Annotated in this window: 8 protein-coding genes; 6 read left to right on the plus strand and 2 right to left on the minus strand. The window is 62.7% G+C overall.

All coding sequences use genetic code 11. The annotated features are described in order from the left end of the window. Window positions 1-32: 32 nt before the first annotated feature. Window positions 33-755, minus strand: a complete 723-nt coding sequence (locus Q319_RS0105105) for an MBL fold metallo-hydrolase (RefSeq protein ID WP_051655121.1) — start codon at window positions 753-755, stop codon at window positions 33-35. A gap of 299 nt (window positions 756-1054) precedes the next feature. On the opposite strand from Q319_RS0105105, the gene ispG reads away from it, so the two are divergent. Genes ispG through Q319_RS0105125 form a run of 4 tightly spaced genes read left to right on the plus strand, consistent with a single transcriptional unit; the run spans window position 1055 to window position 3644 of the window. Beyond that, window positions 1055-2281 carry a flavodoxin-dependent (E)-4-hydroxy-3-methylbut-2-enyl-diphosphate synthase gene (gene ispG, locus Q319_RS0105110; RefSeq protein WP_029480966.1) on the plus strand — a complete coding sequence of 409 codons (1227 nt, stop codon included), beginning with the start codon at window positions 1055-1057 and terminating at the stop codon, window positions 2279-2281. Further along, window positions 2262-2792, plus strand: a complete 531-nt coding sequence (locus tag Q319_RS25350) for a DUF6843 domain-containing protein (protein WP_051655122.1) — start codon at window positions 2262-2264, stop codon at window positions 2790-2792. Before ispG ends, Q319_RS25350 begins: the two co-directional genes overlap by 20 nt. A gap of 8 nt (window positions 2793-2800) precedes the next feature. Further along, a complete protein-coding gene (locus tag Q319_RS26860; protein ID WP_156039176.1) occupies window positions 2801-3217 on the plus strand; it encodes a hypothetical protein in 417 nt (138 codons plus the stop codon). A gap of 25 nt (window positions 3218-3242) precedes the next feature. Then, window positions 3243-3644, plus strand: a complete 402-nt coding sequence (locus Q319_RS0105125; RefSeq protein ID WP_029480969.1) for a DUF4259 domain-containing protein — start codon at window positions 3243-3245, stop codon at window positions 3642-3644. A gap of 52 nt (window positions 3645-3696) precedes the next feature. Here the strand turns inward: Q319_RS0105125 and Q319_RS0105130 are convergent, their stop codons facing one another. Beyond that, the gene (locus tag Q319_RS0105130) at window positions 3697-5343 is read right to left on the minus strand and encodes a methylmalonyl-CoA mutase family protein (protein ID WP_029480970.1); all 1647 of its coding nucleotides are present in this window, start codon (window positions 5341-5343) and stop codon (window positions 3697-3699) included. Between the two features lie 128 nt (window positions 5344-5471). Between Q319_RS0105130 and Q319_RS0105135 the strand changes: the two genes are divergently transcribed. After that, on the plus strand, window positions 5472-6107 hold the full coding sequence (locus tag Q319_RS0105135) for a hypothetical protein (protein WP_051655123.1): 636 nt from the start codon (window positions 5472-5474) through the stop codon (window positions 6105-6107). 69 nt (window positions 6108-6176) lie between these two features. Beyond that, the coding region (locus Q319_RS28160) for a hypothetical protein (RefSeq protein ID WP_211252328.1) at window positions 6177-6441 on the plus strand (265 nt) is incomplete at its 3' end.

The raw sequence follows: 6441 nt of genomic DNA on the forward strand, positions 1-6441 counted from the left end.
CCGGGGTGGAGGGGCGCGTTTGCCTCTCTGCCCTATTTTTTGGGCCAGCGCCCCACGTCAGCCAGTTCGGCGGGGATACCAGAGCGGCGGCTGATCGTGGCGGCCAGCCGAAGAAGCAGGGGATGGGGCGGGATGTTTTTCTCGGCCAGTTCCACGGCGCGGCGCATGGCGGGCAGGGGATCACGCAGCACTCGCCCATGCCCCAGCGCCAGAAAACGGGCGGGAACATCCAGCAGCAGGCGGGCGCTGTTGACCGTCCGTGCCAGATCTTCCGTGCCGATGGAGGGCAGCGGAAAAAGCGCGTTCACGACGCTGGCCACCCGCAGGCTCGGGATGTTGACGAAGGTATCGCCCGCATACAGCGTGACGTCGCGTTCGTCGAAGAAGGCCAGATGCCCTGGTGAATGTCCGGGCGTGTCCAGCACGCTTAAGCTGCCCACGCTGTCGCCGCCGCGCAGCAACCGCGCAGGCGTGGCGCGGACCCCGTTGCGGGCCAGCCCCTCCGCGTCGTTCTCGCCCACCAGAACTTCCAGATCAGGGAACGCCTGTTTCAGCGCGTCCACACTGCCGATGTGATCCGGGTGGATGTGGGTCAGGGCCACACGCCGCAGCGCCCTGCCTGTGCGCCTCACCACCGCCAGAACATGCCGCTCCAGGCCGGGAACTCCCGCGTCAATCAACGTGAATCCGTCTTCCTCCGGCACCAGATACGAATTGATCACTCCAAACTGGGCGTGGCGAAGGGGCTGATTCATGGGGTTCCTCCCTGAATGACGCTGAGAAGGGCGAGGCCAGGAAACGCGGCGGCGGGCAGCGGGCCACAAGTGCTGGGAGAAGCCGGGGTGACGGTCAGTTTTGACGGTGCCAGATCATGCTCAGCATAAGCTCTGGGGGCGTGGAGAGAAAAAATCACCTGCGAACACCGGGGCCAGCAGACTTGCAGGGCCATCCGTGGGACGAGCCTCGCGGTATTGCTCAGCGTGGTGGAAGCGGCGCACTCCACCCGTAACCCGCCTTCCTGAACCGCCCAGCCCCTCGCGCGTAAACTACGGGCATGAATCCCCGCCGCCAGACCGTCACCGCCAATGTGGGAGGCGTCCTGATCGGCAGCGCCCACCCGGTTGTCGTGCAGAGCATGACCAACACCGACACGGCCAACGCCGAGGCCACCGCCATTCAGGTGGCGCAACTGGCCCGCGCAGGCAGCGAACTGGTGCGCGTAACCGTCAACACCCGTGAGGCCGCCGCTGCCCTTCCCGAAGTCGTCGCCCGACTGGAGGAGGTGGGCCTGAGCGTCCCCATCGTCGGCGATTTTCATTACAACGGCCACATCCTGCTGCGCGAGTTTCCCGAAACCGCCCGCCTGCTTGCCAAGTACCGCATCAATCCGGGCAACGTCGGGGCCGGGCAGCACCACGACGCCAACTTCGCCACCATGATTGAGGTGGCGAAGGAATTTGATAAACCCGTCCGCATTGGCGTGAACTGGGGCAGCCTGGATCAGCAGGTGCTGGCGCGATTGATGGACCAGAACGCCGCGAAGGGCAGCCCCAAAACGGGGACCGACGTGATGATTGACGCGATGGTGGTGTCCGCGCTGGAAAGTGCCACCTACGCCGAGAAGCTGGGGCTGGCCCACGACAAGATTCTGATCTCGGTCAAGGTGTCCAGCGCGCCCGAGCTGTGGCAGGTCTACCGCCAACTGGCCGCCGAATGCGATTATCCCCTGCACCTGGGCCTCACCGAGGCGGGCATGGGCATGAAGGGCATCGTGTCCTCGTCGGTGGCCCTCGCGCCGCTGCTGAATGAAGGGATTGGCGACACCATCCGCGTGTCTCTGACCCCCGAACCCGGTGCCTCGCGCAAGCTGGAGGTGGAGGTGGCCCAGCAGATCTTGCAAAGCCTGGGCATCCGCCAGTTCTCGCCGCAGGTGACCAGTTGCCCCGGCTGCGGGCGCACCACGTCCATCTTCTTTCAGGAGCTGGCGCAGAAGATTCAGGATTACATCCGTGACACCATGCCCGACTGGAAGGTCAAATATCCGGGGGTGGAGGAGATGCAGGTGGCCGTGATGGGCTGCATCGTCAACGGCCCCGGCGAGAGCAAGCACGCCAATATCGGCATCAGCCTGCCCGGCACCGGGGAAGACCCGCGCGCCCCGGTGTATCAGGACGGTAAGTTGCTGACCACGCTGAAAGGCCCCCGCATTGCCGAGGAATTTCAGGAGTTGCTGGAGGCGTATGTGGCGAACAATTACGGACGTGAGAAAGTCGGTGCGTAGATTTGCGCTGCTGGGCCTCGCCCCGCTGTTGCTTGTGGGCTGCGTTGTATTTCCGAAGCGCACGCCAGACCTCTTTCTGATTCCGCAGGGGTACAGCGGCTGGGTGCTGGTGGAATACGAGGTCAAGGGTGCGCCCTCGCTGAAGCTGCTGGACGGTTACCGGGTTTTTCCGGTGTCCAGCAACGGTCTTTTTAAGACCTCCTCCGGTCAACCGCAGGGCTGGGCACAAGACGTCTATAAATTCGTGGACGCCAGGGGTAAATTCACGGACTTGCCGCAGACCGGCTGGGGCAAGGGCGGTCTGGTTTGGGGCGGGTCCGTGAGCGGCGGCGAGGTGGGCGTGTCGTTTGCGCGAGAAGGGAAGGAGGCCATCACCTGCGAGATTCAAACTTCGCCCAGTCTGAAGTTCTTTGTGGGAACTGAGGCGCAATATCGCCGGGCGGTAGAGGTGGGTGGAAGTCCGCCTACACCGGATGAGCGGCTGACGCGAGACAATTTGCGTTGTCCCTGAGCGGTCCTGTGCCGGAGTGGACCAGCTTTCCTGTCCCCCTGGGTAAATCGGTCTGGCCATCTGTCGTTGCGGCAATCGCCACCACATTGAAGTCACATGGCGTTGAACGGCTGGAAGTCATGCACGGCTGGACCCAATCGGCACTGGAAGACCATCCTGATTTCCCAGCGCTGCAATGGCAGTCCGAGGACGTGGTGACCTCCAGTGTGCTGGGCCTCGTGCAAGAGCGGCAAGAAATGGGGATGAGGCTGGGCGAGGATGATCTTTTTCTGGAGGATGAAGCCCCGGTGCCATGTCAAATCTTGCTCTGTCATGAGGGCGATCTCCATCTCAAAACCCGCGACAGTGGTCTGGTGGCCGCCCTGCAAGCCGCCCTGTTCCCGCTTGGCGTTTCCCTCATTCGCCGTTCTGAGTCGGTTGCTTGAGTTCTGGGACGGCTAAACTTTGCTTATGGACATCTGGGGAACTGGCCCAATGGAAAACGAGGCGGGGGCGGCCTTCGCCGATGAAGTGGTGCAGGACGGCGCGTTCGCCCTGGCCGAAGCCTTTGACGTGGCGCTGGACCCCGACACCGCTTTTCTGGCAGCGGAGGAAGGCCACCGCACCCTCGCCGCCGCTGAAATCCTGGCCGCTGTGTTGGACAGCGAAACGCAGAACATCGTCAGCGCCCGCCTGAGAAGCTGGGTGCAGGAGGCAGATGCGCTGGACCTCGCCCCCCTGCGCGACGTGGCCCGCGACGCCGTGGAGCGCGTTCTCGGCCCCGATAGCGAACTGCCGGACCTGTGGGCCGACAGTGCCGAATCGGACGAATGGTTAAACGGCGTTCAAACCCTGCGGGCACGGTTGGAATGACCTGAAAAATGGACCGCAGGGTTTCCCCGACGGTCCATCTCTGCGCCAGCCGTCAGACCACTGCGGGTTCCACGTATTCGCCGTAAACGGTCTTCAGCACGTCCATCTGCTCGCCCAGTGTGACGTAGGCGTGGGCGCATTCCAGGAAGGCGGGCATGGAGTTGGCCCCAGTCACGGCACTCTGGCGCAGGTCCTCAATGGCCGCGTCCACCCGTACCGGATCGCGTTCGCGCCGCACCCGCGCCAGCCGCGCTTCCTGCACGCGCTCCACCTCGGGGTCGATCAGTTGGATCGGCACCTGCACGGCGTCCTGCACGAAGTCGTTGACGCCCACGATGATGCGGCTCTTCGTCTCCACCTCACGCTGGTAGCGGTAGGCGGCCTCGGCCATTTCAAGCTGGAAGAAGCCGTTGTCGATGCCCTCTTCCACACCGCCCATCATGCGAATCTGCTCGATGTAACCCATCGCCGCACTCTCTATGTCGTCGGTCAGTTTTTCCACGTAGTAGCTGCCTGCCAGCGGGTCCACCACGCCTGCCACGCCCGTTTCGTAGGCAATGATCTGCTGGGTTCGCAGGGCAATGGTGGCCGCTTCCTCGGTGGGCAGGGCCAGCGCCTCATCGAAAGCGTCGGTGTGCAGGCTCTGCGTGCCGCCCAGCACGGCGGCCAGCGCCTGAATCGCCACACGCGCGATGTTGTTCAGCGGCTGCTGCGCGGGCAGGGACACCCCAGCGGTCTGTGAGTGCGTCCGCAGCATCCACGATTTGGGATTCTTAGCGCCGTAACGGTCCCGCATCTGCCGCGCCCAGATTCGGCGGGCGGCGCGGAGCTTGGCAATCTCTTCAAAAAAGTCGTTGTGAATGTCCCAGAAAAAGCTGATGCGCGGCGCGAATTCGTCAATGTCCAGCCCGCGCTCCAACGCCTTTTCTACATAATGGAAGCCGTCGGCCAGCGTGAAGGCCAGCTCCTGCACCCCCGTCGCCCCGGCCTCGCGGATGTGGTAGCCGCTGACAGAAATAAAGTTCCATTTCGGGACCACTTTCGGCCCCCATTCAAAGGTGTCAATTACCAGTTTGACGCTGGGTGCGGGCGGATAGATAAATTCCTTCTGGGCAATGAATTCCTTGAGAATGTCGTTCTGAATGGTGCCGCCGATCTTGTTCAGGTCCTTGCCCTGCTTCTGGGCATTGGCGATGTACATGGCCCAGATGGCGTTGGCCGGGCTATTGATGGTCATGGACGTGGTGACGGTTTCCGGGTCGATGCCCTGAAACAGAATCTCCATGTCGGCCAGTGAACTCACGGCCACCCCGCACTTGCCCACCTCGCCGCGTGAGAAGTGGTGGTCCGAGTCGTAGCCCATCAGCGTGGGCAGGTCAAAGGCGGTGGACAGGCCGGTCTGGCCCGCCTTCAGCAGCGCGTGAAAACGCTCGTTGGTCTGCTCGGCGCTGCCGAAGCCCGCGAACATCCGCATGGTCCACAGCTTGCCCCGGTACACGCTGGGCTGCACGCCGCGCGTGTAAGGGAACTCGCCGGGGTAGCCCAGATCGCGCTCGGCGTCCCAGTCCTTCTGGTCATCTGCCGTATAGATCGGCTCGGGGTCCATGTCGGACAGGTTGGTGAAGTTGTATTTGCGTTCGGGGAATTTCTGCGTGGCGGGGCCATAAACGCTGCTCATCCATTCGTTCTTGGTCTTCATATCGTCCTCCGGCAGTTGGTGCAACTGGGGAAACTAACGCTCGTTAGGTTGGCCTTCAGGGTAGCAGAAGCGCGTGTAAGCCATGCGACCCATGCCTCCACGGTTGCTTGTGATTTACGCTGGAGTCAGTGATTTCCGAAAACCTGCCGACTGCCGCCGAACTGGCCCGCTTCTCCCTGGCGGCCCAGCACCCGCTGACGCTGAACTGGTGTCCTGAATCGGAGCAGCTGGCGAATCTGGCTGGGGAACACGCCTTTGACCTCCAACTCGTCACCGATCTGGAACTGGCGGGGAAGCGGGCCGAATATATCAACGTCGGCCCGCCCGCAGAGGCGTATCTGAACCGCTGGGTCACGGTTTCGCCCGGTCTGAATGCCATGCTCAGCATCCGGTTTAAGGGAATGGATGTGGGGAAGCCGTTCGTGGATGTCAGCGTGACCTCGCGCCCGGTAACGGTGGCTGATCTGCCTACTCTGATCGGGGCGGCGGGGCATGAATACGGCGACTTCCACCCGCCCCGCCTCCGCATCTGGAGCGCTGCTGGGACATTCCCCAATCTGCGTCCTGATCAGCGGGTGCTGGCCGCGCCGCTGGCCGAACTGGGTGGGGGAGAGGTGGCCCCTGGATTGAGCCTAAAGCCGACTGCCGATCTCTCCAACTACGCCGATGCTCAGGCCGCCTACGCCGCTGTGGACGCTGCCCATCCGAAGCATCCCGGTCAGGCTGGCCTGCTTTCCGAACAAGAGTTTCCAGTCAAAGCCTGAGTGCCGTCGGCAACGCAGAACGCAGCGACAGAACTTGAAAAAGTACGGTCACTGCGCTCTTTTGGCGAGATGTCTACGTTTCGTCCGTCTAGCATAGCCTTTGCCTTCATCACGGGTCTGTTGAGCCGCACAGGTGCGGCTCAGGAAGTCGCTGCCCTGACGCCGCTCTGTCCCAGTCAGGTGAGTGCCACACTCAGGCAACGCACCTTCTGGAGTGACACCGATCTGGCCGAATGGGCGAAATCGGCACCAGAAGGTGCGTATCTGGCCTTTGACTTCACTGTCGTCGCACATCACGGTACAGAAATGCAAGGTCTAGACATTCAATATCGTG

The organism is Deinococcus marmoris DSM 12784 (genome assembly GCF_000701405.1).
GTDB classification, from domain to species: domain Bacteria; phylum Deinococcota; class Deinococci; order Deinococcales; family Deinococcaceae; genus Deinococcus; species Deinococcus marmoris.